Genomic DNA, 19,334 nt, shown 5'->3' on the forward strand with positions numbered 1-19,334 from the left:
GCGTCGGCGGCGGCGTCCGGGCCCGGCCGGGTCGCCGGGTCCGGACGCCGCCGGGTGCGGTCACTCGTTGCGGGCGACCTCGGGGCCGGTGATCCGGCCGAGCAGCGGCAGGGTGGAGGCGATGACCCCCAGGGCGGCGGCCAGTCCGCCGCCGACGATGAGGTAGTAGCCGACCTCGGGTGCCCGCAGCGAGTAGTCGAACTGCGCCTTCAGGAACAGCTGCGCGGCCAGGAATCCGGTGCCGATGGCCACCGCGGAGACGGCGAGCAGCGGGACCGCGCTCTCCAGCAGGACGACCCGGCGCAGCACCCCGAGCTGGACGCCGGTCAGCCGCAGCAGGCTGAACGGCCGCTTGCGGTCGCGCAGCGCCCCGGCCACGCTCACCGCCAGGCTGCACCCCGCGATGGGGAAGCTGACCGCGATGACCACGTCGGCCAGCTGCTGGTAGCCGTCGAGCTGCTCCGCCATCCGGCCCCGGTCCTCGGCGACGGTGTACGGGGGGCGCTCACCGGGGTACGTGGTCGCCAGCACGGTCCGCGCCCGCTCGACCGCCGCCGTCGTCCCGTCGGTGGTCACCACGATCTCCTGGACCGGGAGGCTCCGCAGCCGCTCGGTGGAGTAGGCGGCGGCCGTCCAGACCTTCGGCCAGGGCCGACTCCGGGGCTGGAGCCCCACCACGGCGAAGCTGGAGTTGACCTCTGCCGTCGCGGCCCCGGCCGGGCAGGTGCCGAAGGCGGGCATGGCGGCGAGTTGGTCGCAGGCCGCCAGTCCGCCGCCGAGATCCGGGCTGAAGCCGCCGACGGCCGGGTCCGCGTGGATCGCCGTGACGCCCCGGACGCCCGGGATGGCGTGCAGTGCGGCGAGCACGGTGTCCGGCGGCGTGGCGATGGCGCCGGACCTCCTGTCCTTCTCGAAGCGGTGGTAGTCGGCGATCACGGCGTGGCGGACGTCCTGGCTGCCCTGCGGCACACCGCGCTCGGCCACCAGCGACGTGATCACTCCCACGGCCATGCTGGTGATGCTGAGCGCGAGGACGAGCCCGCTGACGGCGCGGAAGCCGGCCTTGGGGTCGTCGGAGAGCCGCCGACCGGCGATGAGCCGGGCCGGTCTGCCGGTGCGCCGGGCCATCAGCCGGGCTCCGACCATGGTCAGCCAGGGTCCGGCGAAGACGATCCCGCCGAGGACCAGGAAGATGCCGGGGAGGAACGCCCGGACCTGGCCGTCGCTGGTCCTGGGGACCCTGCCGATGAAGTAGGCGAGTTCCAGCAGCCCGGCCACCAGCGGGATCACCCGGTAGACGCGGGGCGGGCGCGGTGTGGCGCGCCGGCTGACGCCGAGCGGGGAGATCCGTACCCGCCGCAGGGCGAGCTGCGCCGAGACCGCCGCCGCCACCGGGACGCCGATGACGACCAGCAGGATGTCGGTCGCCGTGAGCGACACATCGCTGAGGAAGAACAGCGTGTTGGTGAAGGAGACCTTCGCCAGCAGCGGGCGGATCACGGCGTACAGCCCGAAGCCGGCGGCCGTGCCGAGCACCGAGGCGGCGGTCGACTCGGCCGCCGAGAGTACCGAGATCTGCCGGGGTGTCGCGCCGACCAGCCGCATGGCGGCGAACCGCTGCTCGCGGCGGGTGGCCGCCAGCCGGGTCGCGGTGGCGATCAGGATGACCACCGGGAAGATCAGGGCGGCCGCGACGACGGAGAGGATCAGGTCCATTCCGCTGTTGTCGGTGCCCACCCGGCAGCCGCTGCCGTTGCAGCCGCCCGGCGAGAGGTCCATGATCGCGGTGACCTCGGTGGCCTCCCGGTTGCCCGCGAGTTCCTGCGGGCGGTGGCCGACGACGATGACCAGGGAGTCCGGTCCCGGGAGCGCCTGGTCACCGATCGTACCGACCTGGTGTCCGGGGTAGCGGGCGGCGAGTTCGGCGCGCGGCGTGCCGGCGAGCAGCCTGCTCAGTGCCGGTGAGGCGTAGAACTCCCCGGGTCCGGGCAGCCGTGGCAGGCCCGGCGGGACCGGTGAGTGCGGCCCGGTGGCGGCCAGGTCGACCCGGCCGATGGTCTTGCCGTCGAAGCCGTCGGCCTGGAGCAGCCACCACAGCGGGTCCACGCCCGCCGTGGGGTCCTGCCGGGCCATGCCGGTGTTGAGCCAGGCGTAGCGGTCGTTCTGCGTACCGACGGCGTTGAGCGCCGCCAGGGTGCTCAGCAGCAGGCCCACCCCCAGCGCGACGGCGGCCGCGATGACGGCGAGGCGGGCGGCGGCCTCCCTGCCGCTGCTCAGGGTGAGGCGCAGTCCGAGGCGGATCACGAGGCGATCCGTCCGGCGGTCACGGACGTCACCTTGCCGTCGCGGACGAAGACCTCCCGGTCCGCGCAGGCGGCCACCCGGGGTTCATGGGTGACGATGACGACGGTCGTGCCCTGGTCGCGGGCGGCGGTCACCAGCAGCTCCATGACGTTCTCGCCGGTCAGCGAGTCGAGCGAGCCGGTCGGCTCGTCGGCGAACAGGACGGCGGGGCGGGCGACCAGGGCGCGGGCCAGGGCGACGCGCTGGGCCTGTCCGCCCGAGAGCTCGCCGGACCTGCGTCCTTCCATCCCGGCCAGGCCGAGCTGCCCGAACCAGGCCCGCGCCTCGGCCAGCGCCGCCGCCCGGCGGGCGCCGCCCAGCAGCAGCGGCAGGGCGACGTTCTCCTCGGCGGTGAGCTCCGGGACGAGCTGGCCGAACTGGAACACGAACCCGAAGCGGTCCCGCCGCAGCAGGCTGCGCTCGCTCTCGCCCATGCGGTCCACCCGGCGCCCGTCGAACAGCACCTCTCCCGCGTCGGGCACCAGGATGCCGGCCAGGCAGTGCAGCAGGGTGGACTTGCCCGACCCGCTGGGGCCCATGATGGCCACGATCTCGCCGGACGCCACCGCCAGGTCGGCGCCCTGGAGCGCGGGTGTCTGCCCGAAGGCCAGCTCCACATCGCGCGCCTCGACGAGGAAGTCCCCCGCGTCGGGCCGCGCGGAGGCCCCCCGGGTGCTCATGAGCGCACTTCCTCGGCCAGCGCGCCGAGCCGGGCCGAGGTGACCTCGATCCACCGCAGGTCCGACTCCAGCCGGAAGATGCTGTGGTCAGCGAGCAGCTTGTCGACCAGCGAGCCGCTCCGCTTGACCTCCGTCAGCTCCCGCATCCGCTGCACATGGGCCGCCCGCTGCACATCCAGGTACGCCTGGGCGTCGCGCCCCAGCATCAGCGCCAGGACGACCTTGGTGAACAGCTCGGTCTGGAGATACGGCTCGGCCTCCACCGGCTCGGTCAGCCAGGTCTCCAGCTCGGTGGCGCCCAGGTCGGTGATGACGTACCGCTTGCGGTCCGGCCCCGCTCCGGGCTCGGCCGCCCCGACCAGCACCTTCCCGTCCCGGGCCAGCCGCCCCAGGGTCGAGTAGACCTGCCCGAGGAGCAGGGGCTTGCCCCGGCAGAAGTAGGTGTCGTAGTCGCGCTTGAGGTCATAGCCGTGGCTGGGCTCTCGTTCGAGCAGCCCGAGCAGGGCGAAGGGAACTGTCATAACCCAGTGTCTACACTGAGTGTGTACACCGCGTCAATCGACCCCAGCCGCTGCTTCCGCAGCGGAGCCCGAGCCCCCGGACGCGCACCGCCGGGCAGGTCGTCGGCACCGCGCCGGCCGGTGCCCCCAGCCCGAGCCGCCGCCGACCGATCGGTTCAGCGTGCCGTCCCCCGGGCGGCGGTCCGGTCCACGGTCAGCCGTCCAGCTCCCGTACCAGTACGGCCGCCTGGGCCCGGCTGCGCAGATCCAGCTTGCCGAGCACCCGGCTCACATGGGTCTTCACGGTGGTCTCCGCCATCCGCAGGTGGGCGGCGATCTCCGCGTTCGACAGACCGTCACCGAGGCAGGCCAGCACCTCGCGCTCCCGGGGCGTCAGGGTCGCCAGGACCGCGAGGTCCGCGAACCGGTCCTCGCGGGCGGTCGTCGCCGAGGCGAACTCCGCGAGCAGCCGGCGGGCGATGCCCGGCGCGATCAGACCGTCGCCCGCCGCCACCGTGCGGATCGCGGTGATCAGCCCGTCGGCGTCGACGTTCTTCAGCAGGAAGCCCACGGCGCCGGCCCGCAGCGCCCCGAAGACGTACTCGTCCAGGTCGAAGGTGGTCAGCACCAGGACGCTCGCCAGCTCTTCCGCGACCACGATCCGGGTGGCGGACACCCCGTCGAGCTGCGGCATCCGCAGGTCCATCAGCACCACGTCCGGCCGGAGCCGCCGGGCCAGCGCCACGGCCTGCTCACCGTCGGCGGCCTCTCCGACGACCTCGATGTCGGGTTCGCCGCGCAGGATGAAGACGAGCCCGGCCCGGACGGCGGACTGGTCCTCGGCGACGATGACACGGATGGTCACAGTGCTCCTTCTTCGTCGGTGGGGAGTACGGCGTACACCTGCCACACCCGGCCGTCCGCCCCGCTCGCGGGACCGGCGTGGAACGACCCGTTCAGCAGCGCGGCACGCTCCCGCATGCCCACCAGGCCGCTGCCGGACCCGGGGACCCGCAGCCCGGCCGGGCGTTCGCCGTACGGGCTGGTGACCCGCACGGTGAGCGCGCCCTCCCGCTCGGCGAGCGCGACGGAGACCCGCCCCGGCACCGCGTGTTTGAGCGCGTTGGTCAGCGACTCCTGGGTGATCCGGTAGGCGGCCAGTTCGACGGGGGTGGGCAGCTCCCGGCCGGGGGTGCGGGTGTCGTGCACGGTGACCTCCAGCCCGTTGGCGCGGGCGCCGTCGACCAGGGCGGGCAGCCCGTCCAGGGCCGGCACCGCGGCCGGGTCCGGGGCGCCGCTGCTGTCGCGGAGCAGCCCGATCAGCCGGCGCATCTCCGCCAGGCCGTCGACGCTGTTCTCCCGGATGACGGCCATGGCCGCCCTGGTGGCCTCCGGGTCGGCCCGGGACAGCGCGGCGGTGGAGTGGATCGCGATCGCCGAGAGCCGGTTGGCCACCATGTCGTGCAGCTCGCGGGCCATCCGGGCGCGCTCCGCCGCGACGGCCTGGTTCCGGTCCAGCTCGGCCAGGCGGGTGGTCTGCTCGGCACGCAGCCGGGCGGACTCGGCGGCCTCCCGGTAGTTGCGGACCAGCGCCCCCGTCGTCGCCGGGGCGAAGGCGACCAGGCCGATGGCCACCCCCACCAGCAGCGCGTCGGGCGTGCGGTACCAGGCCGCCGAGCAGATCGTCCCGGTCACCGAGAGCAGCCCGGCGCCGACCGGAATCCGCTGCGCCGCCGCCTGGCTCCCGTAGCGTACGGACGCGTACACCAGGTCGGTGAACATCAGCACCGTGGCGAGGCTGCCGACCGTGAGCTGGTCGGCGGCCAGCGCCAGCGTGCCCGCCAGCAGGGCGAGGTGCGGTCTGCTGCGGCGCACCAGCTCCAGCCCGGCCGTCGCCGCCAGCGGCACCAGCACCCAGGCCCCGCCCAGTGGCCGGCCGGCCTGGGGATGCAGGCCGAGCGCCCACAGCACCAGGCCGCCGACGAGGCCGACCCCGGCAATGAACACGTCGTCACGGTCGGGGCGCGGGAGAGGCAGGGCCACTCTCCCCATCCAACACCGGCCCGCTCGCGCTGCCCTCCTGCCGGCGGTGGAGGACGCCGTACATCGAAGGTGGCAGCCGGCTTCGTCACTGCCGACGACGCCGGCGGCCTGCGGACCACGGCAGGATGGGGAGGATGAACGGGAGGAGCGTTTCGTGATCGTCACCCTGATCGTCATCTGCGAGGTCGGCTTCTGGGCTCTGCTGGCCATCGGGTTGGCGGTCCGCTACCTGCTCAAGATGCGGCGCACCAGTGTGGCGCTCCTCCTGTGCGAGCCCCTGCTGGAAGTCGTCCTGCTGATCGTCACCGCCGTCGACCTCAGGAACGGTGCCCGGCCCAGCTGGGAACACGGGCTGGCCGCGCTCTACATCGGCTTCACGCTCGCCTACGGCCACTACACCATCACCTGGCTCGACGGCCATGCCGCGCACCGCTTCGCGGGTGCTCCGCGCCCCGCCAAGCCCCCCAAGTACGGCATGCCCAGGGCCCGCCACGAAGGCAAGCTGCTGCTGCGCTCACTGCTCGGCGGGGCGGTCGCCTGCGGGCTGCTGCAACTCGCCATCTGGTACGTCGGCAACGCACCGGACGCCCGGCAGCAGCTCCAGCTCTGGCAGCTCGTCGTGCTGCGCACGGTCGGTATCCACGCCGTCATCGCCGTCACCTATCTGCTCTGGCCGAAGAAGGCGCCGGTCGGCGCGGCCGAGAAGCGCTGACGCGGCGCCGGGTCAGCGCGCCCGGGTGACGAGCGACATGAACACGGTCGCCACCGATGTCCCGTCGGCGGCGGCCACTTCCGCGCGCAGCTCCAGGACGTCGCTGCCCGCCGGCGACTTCACCGCGTCGATGTGGACCGTCAGCGTGAGGCGGTCCCCGGCGTACACCGGGCGGCCCAGCACGAACCGCTGGTCGCGGTGGACCACCCGGTCGTAGTCCAGGCCGAGTTCGGGGTCGAGGACGACCTGGTCCGTGGCGTGCTGCATCGGTACGCACAGGAACGTCGGCGGGGCCAGTACATCGGGGTGCCCGAGCGCCCGCGCGGCCACCGGGTCGTGGTGGGCGGGATCGGTCAGGCCCACGGCGCAGGCGAACTCGCGGATCTTCTCCCGCTCCACCTGGTAGGGCGGGCCGGGCGGATAGGCCCGGCCCGCCTGGGAGGGGTCCAGCGGCATGGGTGCTCCCATCGGGTCGGTCGGCGGCGGAGCGGCCACGCTCGCGCGGGGAGCTACACCGGCTCTACACGGTGAGCCCGCCGGGGCCGCAGCGCGGGTATAGGTCGCGAATAGCCGGGATGTCCATGCTCGCCTGGGAGTGAGACCGACAGCCCGGGGGCCCGTGCCTGTCCCCGACGATGAAGGGGACAGCCGTGACCACTGGGCTCAAGGGCATTCTCTCGACGGTGGGGAGAACGCCGCTCATCGAACTGGAGCGGCTGGTTCCGGGCTTCTCCTCCCGGGTGTACGCCAAAGTCGAGCGCTTCAACCCCGGTGGCAGCATCAAGGACCGCTCCGCCCTCGGCATGCTCCTGGACCGGATCAGCACCGGGCAGCTGGTCCCCGGCCGGTCGACCGTGGTCGAGTCCAGCTCCGGCAACCTGGCCATCGGCCTGGCCCAGATCTGCCGCTACGTCGGCCTGCGCTTCATCTGCGTCGTCGACTCCCGCACCACCAAGCAGAACATCGCCATCCTGCACGCCTACGGCGCCGAGGTGCGGACGGTCACCGAACCCGACCCGGTCACCGGGGAACTGCTGCCGCAGCGGCTGCGGCTGGTCGCCCGGCTGCTCGCCGAGATCCCCGACTCCTACTGCCCCGACCAGTACTCCAATCCGCTCAACCCCCGGGCGCACCTGGCGACGATGGCGGAGATCAGCGAGGCCCTGGACGGCCGGGTGGACTACCTGCTGGTGTCCACCGGCACCTCGGGCACCCTGGGCGGCTGCGCCGAGTACATCCGCCGCAACGGGCTGCGCACCGAGGTCGTCGCGGTGGACGCGATCGGCAGTGTGCTGTTCGACTCGCCCCACTCCTGCCGGCGGCTCGTCCCCGGCCACGGCAGCTCCGTGCGGCCCTCGCTGCTCCGGACCGAGGACGCCGACCGGGTGGTCCAGGTGAGCGACCTGGACTGCGTGGTGGGCTGCCGCCGGCTGGTACAGCGGGAGGCGGTCCTGGCCGGCGGCTCCTCGGGGGCCGTGGTCGCCGCGCTGGAGCGGATCGCCGCCGGGATACCGGACGGCTCCACCTGTGTGCTGGTGCTGCCCGACGGCGGTGACCGCTATCTGGACACCATCTACGACGACCACTGGGTCCACCGCCACTTCGGCGATGTCTCCCACCTGTGGAAGGACCCGGCGCGGACCACCGGGGTGCGCGACCGGGCGGACGCCGAGCAGGCCGGCGGGGCCCTGCCGGGCACGGGCGCCTGACCGGACCGGCCCTCCGGCCGCCACCGCGACCGCGACCGTGACCGCGACCGCGACCGCCACCGGGCTGGGCCTCGGGTGCAGCCCAGCCCGGCGGACGCGCCGATCAGTCGAGCACGCTGCCGCCGCCGGTCCGGGCCGGGCGCGAGCGGCGGTAGTCCAGCGAGGCGTAGACCCGGTGCAGCCAGCGGTCGGTGCCGTCGTAGCGCGGGGTGAACGGCGTACGGCCGTGCACGGCCAGCCGGTTGTCGACCACCGCCAGGTCACCGGCCACCAGGGCGAGGGCCTGCGCCACCTGGGTGAGCACCGTACGCAGTTCGGCCATGGCGCCACGGGCCTCGTCGTCCAGCGGGTGGGTGGCCGAGAAGTCCACCAGGAGGTCCGGGTCCTCGGGTGCGCCGAGCAGCACCGCGTGGGCGGGCAGCACGCCGTCCTGGTCCCCGAAAGAGGGCGGCGCCTCGGTGAGGAACCGCTCCTCGGAGAGCACCTGCCGGGTCCGCTCGGAGAGCAGCGGCAGGGCGCGGCGCACGGAGGCGGTGCACAGCCGGGCCTCCCCCTCCGGGTCCTGACGGACGCACAGCAGGCCGACGTAGTCCGGCCGGTTGGCGTGGAAGGCGTTCTCGTTGTGCATCTCCAGCAGGACCGAGCCGGCGTTGCTCTGTAGGGTCTCCTGCCCGGGGACCGGCACCACGTTCTGCACCAGCGCGCCGGACTTCTCGTTGCGGTACGCGATGACATCGCCGAGCTGGAGCATCGCGGCGGTGATCACGGCGGCGGCCGTGGAGGCCGTCCGCTCCACCGAGCCGGGCCGGGTGGGCGTGGGCGGCAGGGCGGTGCTCCCGTCGACCGGGCTCACCGGCAGGTTGCGGACCAGCAGCGTGCCGTCGGGGCCCGCGTCATGGCGGAACCGGCGCAGCTCGGTGAGCAGCCTGGTCGGCAGCTCGGCGGAGGCGTCGCGCACGGCGGCCAGCCACGCCGGATCGTCGGTCCCGGCGGGCTCGTGCCGGACCAGCCGGTCGGCGAGCTCGCCGGTCCGCCGGCGTTCCGCATCGGTGAGCACCAGTGCCTCGGGCGCCGCGACGGCCACCGTGTTGGTCTGGGTCATGTAACACTCCCTCGGGTCGACGATTCTGCCGGCGGCACCTCGGAGCCGGCCCGCGACGGCAGCCACTCCAGGCAGCAGTCTCGCCGGGCTGCTATATCCGGCCTATGCGCCCTGGGAAATTTCTGATGCAGCGGCCATCGAACCGATATAGATCATGTGTAGTTCGGCCCGTACGCTCGCGTTCGAAGGTAATCCGAGTGAGCCGGGGGTCCTGTGGGGATGCTCATCGATACGGATGGCCGCCGGCTGTCGCCGGCCGTGCTGGAGGGTGCGACAACAGCCGTCGTACGGGAACTACGGCTTCGCGGAATCGGCCCCGGCGACCGCGTGATGCTGACCGGAGCCAATACCGAAGAATTCATCCTGACGCTTTTCGCGCTCATGGAACTGGGCGTCTCCATCGCACTTGTCGACTGCCGGATACCGGTCCCGGAGCAGGACCGGCTCAGCGCCGAGGCCGGCGCCCGCTGGCTGATCACGGACGCCCCGCCCACCACGGGCGGCTCCGGGGCCGCCCGGCTGGCGCTCGCCGCGCTGTGCGCGGGGGCGGCCACGGCGGCCCCGGCCGGGGTGCGGGGCGGGCGCGGCGCGGCCCCACTGGACCGCTTCGCGCGGTGGTTCGCCCGCGAGGACGCCCTGATCGTCTGGAGTTCGGGCAGTACCGGGGCGCCGAAGGGCATCGTCCGCTCGGGTGCCTCGATCGCGGCCAACATCGAGCGGACCAGGGTCCGGATGGCGTACCGGTCCGACGACGTGCTGCTGCCGCTGCTGCCCTTCACCCACCAGTACGGGCTGTCGATGCTGCTGCTCTGGTGCACCACCGGCTGCTCGCTGGTCGTGCAGACCCGCAGCCAGCGCGTCGACCTGTCGCTGACCGTGATCGCGGAGCACGCGGTCACGGTGGTCGACGCGGTGCCCGCGACGTACCACACCCTGCTCAACATGCTGGAGAGCGGGCGCGGCACGGCCGCCGGGCTGGGCTCGGTCCGGATGTGGTGCGTCGGCGGCGAACCGCTCGGACGTGAGCTCAGCGAGCGCTTCCGCAGCCGGACCGGCAAGCCGCTGCTCGACGGGTACGGCAGCAGCGAGGCCGGGAACATCGCCCTGGCGGTGCTGCCGAACCCGGTGGGCTGCGGCCGGCCGCTCGACGGCATCGGCGTCCGGGTGGTGGACGAGGCGGGACTACCGGTCCCCCCGGGCGTCATCGGCGAGATCGTGGTCCGCACCCCCGACTACATGACGGGTCTGCTCGGGCCGGGCGGCACCGTGCTGCCGGTGGACCGCGCGGAGTACCGCACCCATGACATCGGCCGACTCGACGCGGTCGGCAACCTCACGGTGCTGGGCCGCCGGGCCGCAGTGCACCGCCTCGGGCACACCCTCTACCCGGACGGCATCGCCGACCGGGCCAGCGCCTGCGGCGCCCCGGTCCGGGTGGTCCCGGTGCCCGGGGGGCAGCTGAACCAGGCCCAGCTGGTGTTCTTCGTGGCGGACCCGGCGGGCCGGCCGGCCTCGCACTGGCGGGCCGCGGTCTCCGAGCACATCGCGGAGCACGAGCGGCCCAATCGCGTGGTGGTCCTCCCGGAATTCCCCCTGAACAACACCGGGAAGATCGACCGGCAGTCCCTGCTGAAACAGGCGGAAATTGCAGTCGCACGAGATGGCGAGAGAGGCGTACTGCGGTGAATCAGATCATTGCCGAGGTCAAGGAAGAGCAGAGGTACGAAATCCCTTTCGCGGAACGGAGGACGGCCCTTCAGAATGTGACCGAACTGCTCCGGACCCGCCGCGAGGAAATCCTTCAGATTCTCTTCGAGAGCTGCAACCACCGGACTGCGGTCGGGGAGATCGAGGTGTCCATCGCCGCCCTGGAGGGCGCGGTGGGCGAGGTCACCAGGTACCGCCCGCCACGGATCGGGCAGCTCGCCGTGCTGATGCCCTCGAACATTCCGCTCTACAGCTACATCCTCTACCTGCTGATCCCCAGCCTCTACACCGAGCGGCTGGTCTTCCGGCCGTCCGGTCGGATCAGCAGCCAGCTCGAGAAGCTGCACAAGCTGCTCAGCGAGGTCCACGGCCTGCCGATCGAGCCGGGCCCGACCGAGCAGCGGGACTTTCTGGCGAACGCGGCGGCCCGGTCGGAGGTGCTGGTGTTCACCGGCGCCTTCGACAACGCGGAGAAGATCCGCGCCCAGCTCCGCAAGGACCAGCTGTTCCTCTACTTCGGCCAGGGCGTCAACCCCTTCGTGGTGGGGCCGGGTGCCAACATCAGCCAGGCCGTGGACGGGGCACTGCGGGTCCGCATGCTGAATTCCGGTCAGGACTGCTTCGGCCCGGACGTGTACTTCGTCCACACCTCGCTCAGCTCGCAGTTCTGCAACCTGCTCAGCCGGCGGGTGCGCTCGCTCAAGCACGGCCGGTACGACGACCCGACCGCCGACTACGGGTCGATGTACTACCTGGACGCCTTCGAGGCGGCCCTCACCTACCTCCTCCACGACCGCGCCTTCATCCTGGTCGGCGGCCGGGCCGACCTCACCGAAGGCCACCTCAGCCCCACCATCGTGGTCCGGCCGGTGGAGAGCACCACCAAGCCCCCCGAGCTGTTCTCACCGATCTTCAACATCGTGCCCTACACCAGCCGCGACTGGCTGCACCAGGCCCTGGACCACCAGTTCTTCAAGGAGCGGGCGATGGCCGCCACCGTGTACGGCGAGGAGCCGGAGCTGATCGACCGGCTGCGGCTGCGGCACACGGTGAGCGTCGACGCCACCATCGTGGACATCGAGAACGGCAACGAGCCGTTCGGCGGCACCGGCGTACGGGCCAACTACGCGGCCATCCGGGGGACCCGGCACACCGAGCCGCTGCTGATCTCCAAGGCCGTCGCGGACCACCTCGGGCCGGCCGCCGGGACCGCCACCGGCCCCCGGGGCGGTGGCTCCCGGTGACCGACACCCGTACCGAGCCGCAGGGCACCGCCGCCGACACCGTGACCGGCTGCTGGCGGGCCGTCGTCGGGCTGCTGCGGCAGCACGGCACGGCGACCGCGTTCGGCCTGCCCGCCGACGACCTGGACCTGCTGGAAGCCCTCCAGGACAGCGGCATCCGCCTGGTGCTCTGCCGCGACCAGCGCAACGCGCTGTTCATGGCCACCGGGTACGCCCTCCAGTCGGGCCGGACCGGGATCGCCTTCACCGGCAAGGGCCCGGCGGTGACGAACACCGTCACCGGGCTGCTGGAGGCGCGCTGCTCGGCGGCGCCCGTGGTGCTGCTCTCGGCGGGCACGGCGGTGGAGCGCCGGGGCGCCGCCGCCTTCCAGGAGCTGGACCAGCTCGCGGTGGTCACGCCGCTGGTCAAGTGGGCCGCCCGCGTCGACTCCGCCGACCGGCTGGCGCCGATGCTCCGCCGCGCGCTGCTCGTCGCCCGGGAGGGCGTGCCTGGGCCGGTCTACCTCGAACTGCCCGACCACCTGCTCACGGCGGAGGTCCCGGTCCCGGCCGGGCAGCAGACGGCGGACGTCCAGCCGGTGCTGCGCCCCGCCAGTGTCGGGCTCGGTGCGGACTCCGCCGTGCGGCGGCTCCTGGGCTCCGCCGAGCGGCCGGTCCTGCTGGTCGGCGGCGGACTGCGGCACGGCAACGCCGGGCGCGCGCTGGAGGGGCTGGCCGAGCGGCTGGGCGCCGCGGTCTTCTGCACCGCCAGCGGGCGCGGCGCGTTCGACGAGTCGCATCCGCAGTTCTGCGGGCTCTCCGGCCTGTACCTTCCGGAGGCCGCCGCCGACCTGTGGCGGGAGACCGACTGCGTACTCGCCCTGGGCAGCCGGCTGGAGGAGACCGCCACCTACGGCTGGCCGCAGCGGATCGGCCGCGAGGTCCCGGTCGTCCAGGTCAACGTCGACGCCGCCGAGTTCCACACCGACTTCGCCGGCCCCAAGGTGCTGGCCGACGCCGCCGCGCTGCTGGCCGGGGAACTCGCCGGCCTCACCTCCCCGGCTGGGCAGGGCGACTGGGCCGGGCAGGGCGACTGGGCCGGGCGCGCCTCCCAGGTGCACGCGAAGCTCCACGAGGACCACCGGGCCCGGCTGGCCGAGTCGGCCGGGCAGCCCGGCGTACAGATCCCGGACCTGCTCGCCGCGCTCGCCGAGGTGCTCCCGTCCGACCTGGTGCTGGTCCAGGAGAACGGACTCCAGGACATGTGGTCCTACCGCTACCCGGTGTACCGGAGCGCGCCGGGCGGCTCGGTGGTGCCCTCCGAGCAGACCAGCCTCGGCTTCGGCGCCGCCGCGGCCGCCGGGGTCAAGGCGGCGGTGCCGGAGCGGCCGGTGGTGGCCTTCGTCGGGGACGGCGCCTTCGCCCTCTTCGACGCCGACCTGCCCACCCTGGTCGAACAGCGGCTCGGGGTGCTGTACGTGGTGCTGCGCAACGGCGGCTACGGCTGGCTGCAGAGCCAGCTCGACCAGCGCAAGGCCCCGCTGCCCGGCTACCGCTTCGCCGACCCGGCCGCGCCGCAGCCCGGCGCCCTCGAACTGCCGGGGCTCCACCAGTTCAGCCCCGCCGATCGGACCGCGCTCCGCGACGACCTCGGACAGGCCTGGAAACTCTGCCAGTCCGGCCACCCGGTCGTGCTGAACGTGCGGGTGCAACTTGCCGACGCGCTGTTCGCCACCGCCGAGGCGGGCGGCGACTTCCCGCTGCTGCCCGCGCTCGACGCAACCGAAGGGAACGAATGATGTCAACGGAGGCATCCGGCCCGGCCCACCGAAGAGTCGTCATCACCGGCTGGGGCATGGTCAGCCCACTGGGGCTGACCCTCGCGGACAGCTGGGAAGGGCTGCTGGCGGGCCGCAGCGGTATCGGGCCGATCACCCAGATCGAGGCTGCGGACCTCCCGGTGCGGATCGCCGGCGAGGTCAAGGGCTTCGATCCGTCGGCGTACTTCCCGTACAAGGTGGCCCGGCGCACCGACCGGTACGCCCAGTACGCCATGGCCGCCGCCCAGGAGGCGCTGGAGCACGCCAAGTTCACCGTCGACGAGGCCAACGCCGAGCGGGTCGGGGTGCTGGTCGGCAGCGGGTACGGCCCGATGGCGTCGATCTCGGCGCACGTCCGCGAGCTCGACGCCAAGGGGCCACGGGTGGTCTCGCCGCTCTCCGCGGTGACCTGCGCCATCGACAGCGCCTCGGGGGAGATCAGCCTCGCCACCGGCGCCATGGGTCCGTCCCGGGCGATCAGCAGCGCCTGCGCCTCCGGCGCCGACGCCATCGGGGAGGCCGTCCGCTGGATTCGCACCGGCGTCAGCGACGCCGTCCTCGCGGGCGGCACCGAGGACATCATCACCCGGGTCGACATCGCGGGAAGCGGCAACGCCAAGGCGCTCTCCCCCCGGGAGGGCGACCCCACCGAGGCGTCCCGGCCGTTCGACGAGGACCGGGCCGGCTTCGTGATGGCGGCCGGCTCCGGCATGGTCGTCCTCGAAGCGGAGGAGCACGCCCTGGCACGGGGCGCCCGCATCCTCGCCGAGGTGGCCGGCTACGCCGCGTCCTCCGACGCCTACCACTGGACCGCCCCGCACCCGGAGGGCACCGCCGCGCGCCGCGCGATCCGCGGCGCCCTGGCGGACGCCCGGCTGACCGCTGCGGACGTCGACTACGTCAACGCCCATGGCACCGGTACCCGGATGAACGACCAGAGCGAGCTGGCCTCGCTGCGCGACGTCCTGGGCGAGCGGGTCGAACAGATCCCGGTCAGCTCCACCAAGTCCATGACCGGCCACATGATCGGGGCCGCCGGGGCGGTGGAGGCGATCATCAGCGGGCTGGTGATCAACCACGGCATCGTCCCGCCGACCATCAACTGCCACCGGCCGATCGACCCGTCGGTCAACTTCGTGGCCCACACCGCCCAGCGGCACGACGTCGACGTCGTGATGAGCAACTCCTTCGGATTCGGCGGCCACAACGCCGTCCTCGTCCTGCGCCGCTGGCGCCCGTAGCACACCGCACACCCGTCCAGCCGCCGCCAGCAGCCCTCGGAGACACCACACATGCCTTGGTCCACTGCCGACCGCCAGCCGCTCACCGCCGCCCAGCTGGGCGTCTGGTACGCGCAGAAGCTGAACCCGGACAACGTCTTCCAAGCCAGCGAGTACCTGGAGATCCACGGCCCGGTCGATACGGAACTCTTCGACCGGGCACTCTCCATTGCGCTCGACGAGCAGCAGACCGCACGGGTGCGGTTCGTGGAGGACGACAGCGGAGTCTGGCAGTACCTCGTCCCCGGGGGCATCCACCTGGAGCACCACGACCACAGCGACCGGCCGGACCCCCGGGCGGACGTGCTGCGGGCGATGGACGAGCGGCTGCTGCACCCCTTCGACCTGGAGAACGGGCCGCACTACAACGACGCGCTGTACAAGCTCGCCGACGACCACTACATCTACTTCAACCGCAGCCACCACATCATCAGCGACGGCACCGGCGGCCGGCTGTACACCCAGCGGCTGGCCGCTATCTACAACGCGCTGGTGGCCGGCGAGGACTACGGGCCGCCCACCTTCGCGAGCCTGGCCGAGTTCATCGCGGAGGAGGCCGCCTACCGGGAGTCGGCGCAGTTCGGCAAGGACCGGGAGTTCTGGCGCGCCCGGGTGGCCCGCCGGGTCGAACCGGTGAGCCTGACCGCCCGTACCGCCACCGCCACCGCCCGGCTGCGGCGCACCGGCACCGCCGTCCCGGAACGGATCATGGCCGAGCTGAAGCGGGTCTCCCGGGACGCCCGCAGCAGCTGGCCGATCGGCCTGGCCGCCGCAGTCGGCGCCTACCTGGCCGCCGCCACCGGCGCCCGGACCGTCCCGATCGGCTTCCCGCTCCAGGCCCGCACCACCCCGCTGCTGCGCGCCACCCCGGGCGCGACCGCCAACATCCTGCCGCTGGTCCTGGACCTCACACCCGCCACCACCTTCGCCGAGCTGCTGCGCCGGTGCACCGTCGACGCCCGCGCCGTCATCCGCCACCAGCGGTACCGGCAGGAGGACATCGCCCGCGACCAGCAGCAGGCCGGCGGCGGCAGCCGGCTCGCCGCAGTGACCGTCAACGTGATGCCGTTCGACTACGACACCACCTTCGGCGGCCACCCCGTCACCGCGCACAACCTCTCCAACGGGGTCGTGGAGGACATCGAGATCTCGGCGCTGGACCGCAACGACGGCCGCGAAGTCCAGCTGATCTTCGACGGCAACGCGGACCTCTACACCGACCGGGAGATCGCCGACCACCACGCCCGCTTCCTGCGCTTCCTGGAGCACGCCACCCGGCGGCCCGACCTGCCGCTCGGCCGGATCGGGCTGCTCACCGAGGAGGAGAGCGACCGGCTGCGGAGCGGCTGGGACGCCACCCGGCACCCCAAGGACGACGACCTGCGGCACATCGTGACGCGGGTGCGGGAGCACGCCCTCGGCCGCCCGGACGCCGTCGCCGTCACCGACGAGCACGGCGACACCGACTACCGCACGCTGGCCGCCAAGGCCGGCGCGGTCTCCCGGGCCCTGCGGGCCGCCGGGGTGGTCCGGGGCGATGTGGTGGGGCTGCTAGCCGTCCCCGGCGCTGACTTCGTCGCCGCCGTGCTCGGCACCATGGGCATCGGCGCCGGCTATCTGCCGGTCGACCCTCAGGCCCCGCTGGCCAGGGCCGCGTCCCTGCTGGAGCGCTGCCGGGCCGCCGCCCTGATCGCGCCTGCGGAGCAGGCCGGTACGGTGGCCGACCTCAACGGCCGACTGGCGCGGGCGCTGCCCTCACTCAGCGTGCCCGCCACGGCGGAGCCGGGCGAGGAGCCGCCGGCGGTGGTCGGCGCCGACGACGACCTCGCGTACGTCATCTTCACCTCCGGCTCCACCGGCGCCCCCAAGGGCGCGATGGTGCACCACCGGGGCATGAACAACCACCTGCTGGCCAAGGTCGAGGACTGCGCGCTGACCGCCGCCGACACGGTGGTCCAGAACGCGCCGCTGACCTTCGACATCTCGGTGTGGCAGATGCTCGCGCCGCTGGTCGTCGGCGGTCGGGTCCGGGTGGTCGGCCGGGAGACCGCCGCCGACCCCGGGGCGCTGTTCGGGCTCGTCGCCCGGGAGCGCGTCCCCGTGCTGGAGGTCGTCCCCTCCCTGCTGCGCGCCGCCCTGGAGAGCTGGTCCGCGCCCGGCGCCGAGCAGCCCCCGCTCGATGACCTGCGGCTACTCATGGTCACCGGAGAGCCGCTGCCGCGCGAGGTCTGCGAGGGGTGGCTGCGCGGCCGGCCGGGCATCCCGCTGCTGAACGCGTTCGGCCCGACCGAGTGCTCCGACGACGTCACCCACGCCGTCATCGACTCAATCGACGGCCTGGCGTCCGGGCCGGTCCCGATCGGCCGCCCGGTGCGCAACACCCGCCTGTACGTGCTGGACGACCGGCTGCAACCCGTCCCGCCCGGCACGGCGGGGGAGCTGTACGCGGCGGGGACCGGCGTCGGGCGCGGTTACCTCGATGACCCGGCCCGTACGGCGGCGGTCTTCACCGCCGACCCGTTCACGGACGAGCCGGGTGCGCGGATGTACCGCACCGGCGACTTCGTACGGCAGGACGAGCGGGGGCAGCTGGTCTTCCTGGAGCGCCGCGACCACCAGGTCAAGATCCGGGGCCATCGGATCGAGCTGGGCGAGATCGAGTCGGTGCTCGCCCGCCACCCCCGGGTGACCCAGGCCGTGGTGACGGTCCGTGAGGACGTGGCGGGCGAGCGTCGGTTGGTGGCCTACACGGTGGGTGCGGCTTCGGAGGACGAGCTGCGGGAGTGCTTGGCCGCGCGGGTGCCCGATTACATGGTTCCGGGTGCGTTCGTGGCGTTGGATGTGCTGCCGTTGACGGCGAACGGGAAGCTGGACCGCAATGCGCTGCCGGCGCCGGAGCGGGTGGTCGGGTCGGGGCGTGGTCCGCGTTCGCCGTGGGAGGAGCTGCTGTGCCGGCTCTTCGCCGAGGTGCTGGGGGTGGCGCGGGTCGGGGTGGACGACAGCTTCTTCGAGCTGGGCGGGCACTCGCTGCTGGCGACGCGGCTGGTGAGCCGGGTGCGTGCCACGTTGGATGTGGAGCTGCCGATCCGGGCGGTGTTCGAGCACCCGACGGTGGCCGGGCTGGCCCGGACGCTCAGCGGCGCCGACCGGGGGCGGGACGCGCTGCGGGCGGTCGAGCGGCCCGACCCCGTCCCGCTGTCCTTCGCCCAGCAGCGGCTCTGGCTGCTGGACGGGCTGGACACCCAGGGCGGCATCTACAACATCCCGATCGCCGTCCGGCTCAGCGGCGCACTGGACATCCCCGCCCTCCGGCGCGCGCTGAACAGCGTCATCACCCGTCATGAGAGCCTGCGGACCGTCTTCCCCGAAACCGACGGCCAACCCCGCCAGCAGATCCTGACCACCGCCGAACTCCCACTGGACATCGTCCAGGTCACCGAGTCGGAGCTCGCGGCGACGCTCGCCGCTGAAGCCGCGTACCGGTTCGACCTGGCCGGGGAGCTGCCGCTGCGCGCCAAGCTTTTCGCCACCGCCCCGGGTGAGCATGTGCTGCTGGTGGTGCTGCACCACATCGCGGGCGACGGCTGGTCACTCGCGCCCCTGATGCAGGACCTCCAGGCCGCCTACCTCGGCCGCCAACTCCCCGAGCTGCCGGTCCAGTATGCCGACTACGCCCTGTGGCAACGCCAGGTCCTCGGCTCCGAAGACGACCCCGACAGCGTCATCTCCCGCCAGCTCGCCCACTGGCGCCACACCCTGGCCGACCTGCCCGAAGTCCTCGACCTGCCCACCGACCGCCCCCGCCCCGCCGTCGCCACCCACCGAGGCGAACGCCTCCACTGGCAGCTCGACGCCGACACCCACCACGCACTCACCGCACTCGCCCGCGAAAGCGGCACCAGCCTCTTCATGGTCCTGCAAGCCGCCCTCGCCACCCTCCTCACCCGCCTCGGCGCCGGCACCGACATCCCCCTCGGCACCGGCGTCGCCGGCCGCACCGACGAAGCCCTCGACCACCTCATCGGCTTCTTCGTCAACACCCTCGTCCTACGCACCGACACCTCCGGCGACCCCACCTTCCGCGAACTCCTCACCCGCGTCCGCGAAACCGACCTCGCCGCCTACACCCACCAGGACATCCCCTTCGAACGCCTCGTCGAAGCCCTCAACCCCCAACGCTCCCTCGCCCGCCACCCCCTCTTCCAAATCATGCTC

Annotated in this window: 14 protein-coding genes; 7 read left to right on the top strand and 7 right to left on the bottom strand. The window is 73.1% G+C overall.

Annotated features, from left to right (window positions below; translation table 11 throughout):
- Positions 1-60 precede the first annotated feature (60 nt).
- From ACIQGZ_RS28830 to ACIQGZ_RS28850, 5 genes are all read right to left on the bottom strand, one after another.
- Positions 61-2,304 (bottom strand): FtsX-like permease family protein, encoded by a 2,244-nt coding sequence (locus ACIQGZ_RS28830; RefSeq protein ID WP_402607505.1) that lies wholly within the window; start codon positions 2,302-2,304, stop codon positions 61-63.
- Entirely contained in the window at positions 2,301-3,023 is a 723-nt protein-coding gene (locus ACIQGZ_RS28835; protein WP_402607508.1) for an ABC transporter ATP-binding protein, read from the bottom strand. The genes ACIQGZ_RS28830 and ACIQGZ_RS28835 overlap by 4 nt, the downstream gene beginning before the upstream one ends.
- On the bottom strand, positions 3,020-3,544 hold the full coding sequence (locus ACIQGZ_RS28840) for a PadR family transcriptional regulator (RefSeq protein ID WP_402607511.1): 525 nt from the start codon (positions 3,542-3,544) through the stop codon (positions 3,020-3,022). The genes ACIQGZ_RS28835 and ACIQGZ_RS28840 overlap by 4 nt, the downstream gene beginning before the upstream one ends.
- A 193-nt stretch (positions 3,545-3,737) precedes the next feature.
- Entirely contained in the window at positions 3,738-4,388 is a 651-nt protein-coding gene (locus tag ACIQGZ_RS28845; protein ID WP_402607514.1) for a response regulator, read from the bottom strand.
- The gene (locus ACIQGZ_RS28850; protein WP_402607517.1) at positions 4,385-5,566 is read right to left on the bottom strand and encodes a sensor histidine kinase; all 1,182 of its coding nucleotides are present in this window, start codon (positions 5,564-5,566) and stop codon (positions 4,385-4,387) included. Before ACIQGZ_RS28850 ends, ACIQGZ_RS28845 begins: the two co-directional genes overlap by 4 nt.
- 154 nt (positions 5,567-5,720) lie before the next feature.
- On the opposite strand from ACIQGZ_RS28850, the gene ACIQGZ_RS28855 reads away from it, so the two are divergent.
- The gene (locus ACIQGZ_RS28855) at positions 5,721-6,278 is read left to right on the top strand and encodes a hypothetical protein (protein WP_402607519.1); all 558 of its coding nucleotides are present in this window, start codon (positions 5,721-5,723) and stop codon (positions 6,276-6,278) included.
- A 12-nt stretch (positions 6,279-6,290) separates the two neighbouring features.
- Here ACIQGZ_RS28855 and ACIQGZ_RS28860 read toward each other — a convergent pair whose 3' ends face one another.
- A complete protein-coding gene (locus tag ACIQGZ_RS28860) occupies positions 6,291-6,734 on the bottom strand; it encodes a MaoC family dehydratase N-terminal domain-containing protein (protein WP_402607522.1) in 444 nt (147 codons plus the stop codon).
- Between the two features lie 179 nt (positions 6,735-6,913).
- Between ACIQGZ_RS28860 and sbnA the strand changes: the two genes are divergently transcribed.
- Entirely contained in the window at positions 6,914-7,987 is a 1,074-nt protein-coding gene (gene sbnA, locus ACIQGZ_RS28865) for a 2,3-diaminopropionate biosynthesis protein SbnA (RefSeq protein WP_402607524.1), read from the top strand.
- Between the two features lie 103 nt (positions 7,988-8,090).
- On the opposite strand, the gene ACIQGZ_RS28870 is transcribed toward sbnA, so the two are convergent.
- A complete protein-coding gene (locus ACIQGZ_RS28870) occupies positions 8,091-9,089 on the bottom strand; it encodes a TauD/TfdA family dioxygenase (RefSeq protein ID WP_402607527.1) in 999 nt (332 codons plus the stop codon).
- A 219-nt stretch (positions 9,090-9,308) separates the two neighbouring features.
- Here ACIQGZ_RS28870 and ACIQGZ_RS28875 point away from each other — a divergent pair, with 219 nt between their 5' ends.
- The 5 genes from ACIQGZ_RS28875 to ACIQGZ_RS28895 all read left to right on the top strand — a co-directional run.
- Complete coding sequence (locus tag ACIQGZ_RS28875) at positions 9,309-10,775, top strand: class I adenylate-forming enzyme family protein (RefSeq protein ID WP_402607530.1); 1,467 nt, start codon at positions 9,309-9,311, stop codon at positions 10,773-10,775.
- Entirely contained in the window at positions 10,772-12,040 is a 1,269-nt protein-coding gene (locus ACIQGZ_RS28880) for an aldehyde dehydrogenase family protein (protein ID WP_402607533.1), read from the top strand. Before ACIQGZ_RS28875 ends, ACIQGZ_RS28880 begins: the two co-directional genes overlap by 4 nt.
- Positions 12,037-13,818, top strand: a complete 1,782-nt coding sequence (locus ACIQGZ_RS28885; protein ID WP_402607535.1) for a thiamine pyrophosphate-binding protein — start codon at positions 12,037-12,039, stop codon at positions 13,816-13,818. Before ACIQGZ_RS28880 ends, ACIQGZ_RS28885 begins: the two co-directional genes overlap by 4 nt.
- Positions 13,818-15,080, top strand: a complete 1,263-nt coding sequence (gene fabF / locus ACIQGZ_RS28890; RefSeq protein ID WP_402607538.1) for a beta-ketoacyl-ACP synthase II — start codon at positions 13,818-13,820, stop codon at positions 15,078-15,080. Before ACIQGZ_RS28885 ends, fabF begins: the two co-directional genes overlap by 1 nt.
- Positions 15,081-15,131: 51 nt before the next feature.
- Positions 15,132-19,334: amino acid adenylation domain-containing protein (locus ACIQGZ_RS28895; RefSeq protein ID WP_402607541.1), on the top strand; the 4,203-nt coding region annotated here is incomplete at its 3' end.

The organism is Streptomyces sp. NPDC092296, from assembly GCF_044755465.1.
Classification (GTDB): domain Bacteria; phylum Actinomycetota; class Actinomycetes; order Streptomycetales; family Streptomycetaceae; genus Peterkaempfera.

Coding starts and splice junctions, on each gene's coding strand:
- ACIQGZ_RS28835 (WP_402607508.1), bottom strand. CDS start 3,023: ATGAGCACCCGGGGGGCCTCCGCGCGGCCCGACGCGGGGGACTTCCTC.
- ACIQGZ_RS28870 (WP_402607527.1), bottom strand. CDS start 9,089: ATGACCCAGACCAACACGGTGGCCGTCGCGGCGCCCGAGGCACTGGTG.
- ACIQGZ_RS28875 (WP_402607530.1), top strand. CDS start 9,309: ATGCTCATCGATACGGATGGCCGCCGGCTGTCGCCGGCCGTGCTGGAG.
- ACIQGZ_RS28860 (WP_402607522.1), bottom strand. CDS start 6,734: ATGCCGCTGGACCCCTCCCAGGCGGGCCGGGCCTATCCGCCCGGCCCG.
- ACIQGZ_RS28840 (WP_402607511.1), bottom strand. CDS start 3,544: ATGACAGTTCCCTTCGCCCTGCTCGGGCTGCTCGAACGAGAGCCCAGC.
- fabF (WP_402607538.1), top strand. CDS start 13,818: ATGTCAACGGAGGCATCCGGCCCGGCCCACCGAAGAGTCGTCATCACC.
- sbnA (WP_402607524.1), top strand. CDS start 6,914: ATGAAGGGGACAGCCGTGACCACTGGGCTCAAGGGCATTCTCTCGACG.